1 pseudogene is annotated in these 462 nt (G+C 72.7%); it reads right to left on the reverse strand.

The features are described 5' to 3' along the window. A pseudogene (locus RNB18_RS51715) lies at window positions 1–462 on the reverse strand (2-oxoacid:acceptor oxidoreductase subunit alpha); the annotation flags it as partial.

A 462-nucleotide genomic window follows, 5' to 3' on the forward strand; every position in this document is an offset into this window, starting at 1 on the left:
GTGTCTCAGGTGGGCCTGGGCGATCGGCTGCCCGGCGGCGCGCAGCCGGCGGACGGCGGCGGTGATCGGCCCGTACGTCGAACCCCAGCCGAGCACCAGCGTGCGGGCGCCCGCGGGGTCGTCGACGGCGAGGTCGGGGACGGCGATGTTGTCGACCTTCGCCTGCCGGGTGCGGACCATGAGGTCGTGGTTGGCCGGGTCGTAGGAGATGTTCCCCGTACCGTCCTGCTTCTCGATGCCGCCGATGCGGTGTTCGAGGCCGGGGGTGCCGGGGACGGCCCAGGGGCGGGCCAGGGTCTGCGGGTCGCGCTTGTAGGGCCAGAACACCTCGGTGCCGTCGGCCAGGGTGTGGTTGGGGCCGGTGGCGAAGGGGGTCTTCAGGTCGGGCAGGCTGTCCGTCTCCGGGATGCGCCAGGGCTCGGAACCGTTGGCCAGATAGCCGTCGGAGAGCAGGAAGACCGG

It is taken from the genome of Streptomyces doebereineriae (assembly GCF_031845645.1).
Classification (GTDB): Bacteria; Actinomycetota; Actinomycetes; order Streptomycetales; family Streptomycetaceae; genus Streptomyces; species Streptomyces canus.